The organism is Pseudomonas sp. FSL R10-1350 (assembly GCF_009600525.1).
GTDB lineage: Bacteria > Pseudomonadota > Gammaproteobacteria > Pseudomonadales > Pseudomonadaceae > Aquipseudomonas > Aquipseudomonas helleri.
The window spans coordinates 1-201 of sequence record NZ_WIVR01000272.1 but is presented as its reverse complement, the minus strand read 5'-3'; the positions used below and the strand labels follow the sequence as shown (position 1 = coordinate 201).

The 201-nt window shown below is 57.7% G+C and carries 1 protein-coding gene; it reads right to left on the bottom strand.

Annotation, left to right across the window (positions count from 1 at the left end; genetic code table 11):
- Positions 1-201 (bottom strand): integrase core domain-containing protein (locus GHO25_RS26055; protein ID WP_153393507.1); only part of this gene is annotated, 201 nt, incomplete at both ends.

The window sequence follows — 201 nt, the reverse complement described above, 5'->3', positions numbered from 1 at the left end:
ACCTTTCGTACATGAAGCTCAGCACCGTACTCGATGGCAGGTAGCACCTCCTGATACTCCCGTGCGCTGGGCGTATAACGAGACGCTGGTACCTGCATGCCTATGCCACCGTGCGGGCGCTCGTAGTTGTAGATCTTGCGCCATTCGTCCAGCGTGAACTGCGCGCTGGGCAGGTCAATCAGGCACACGCCTTTAAAAACC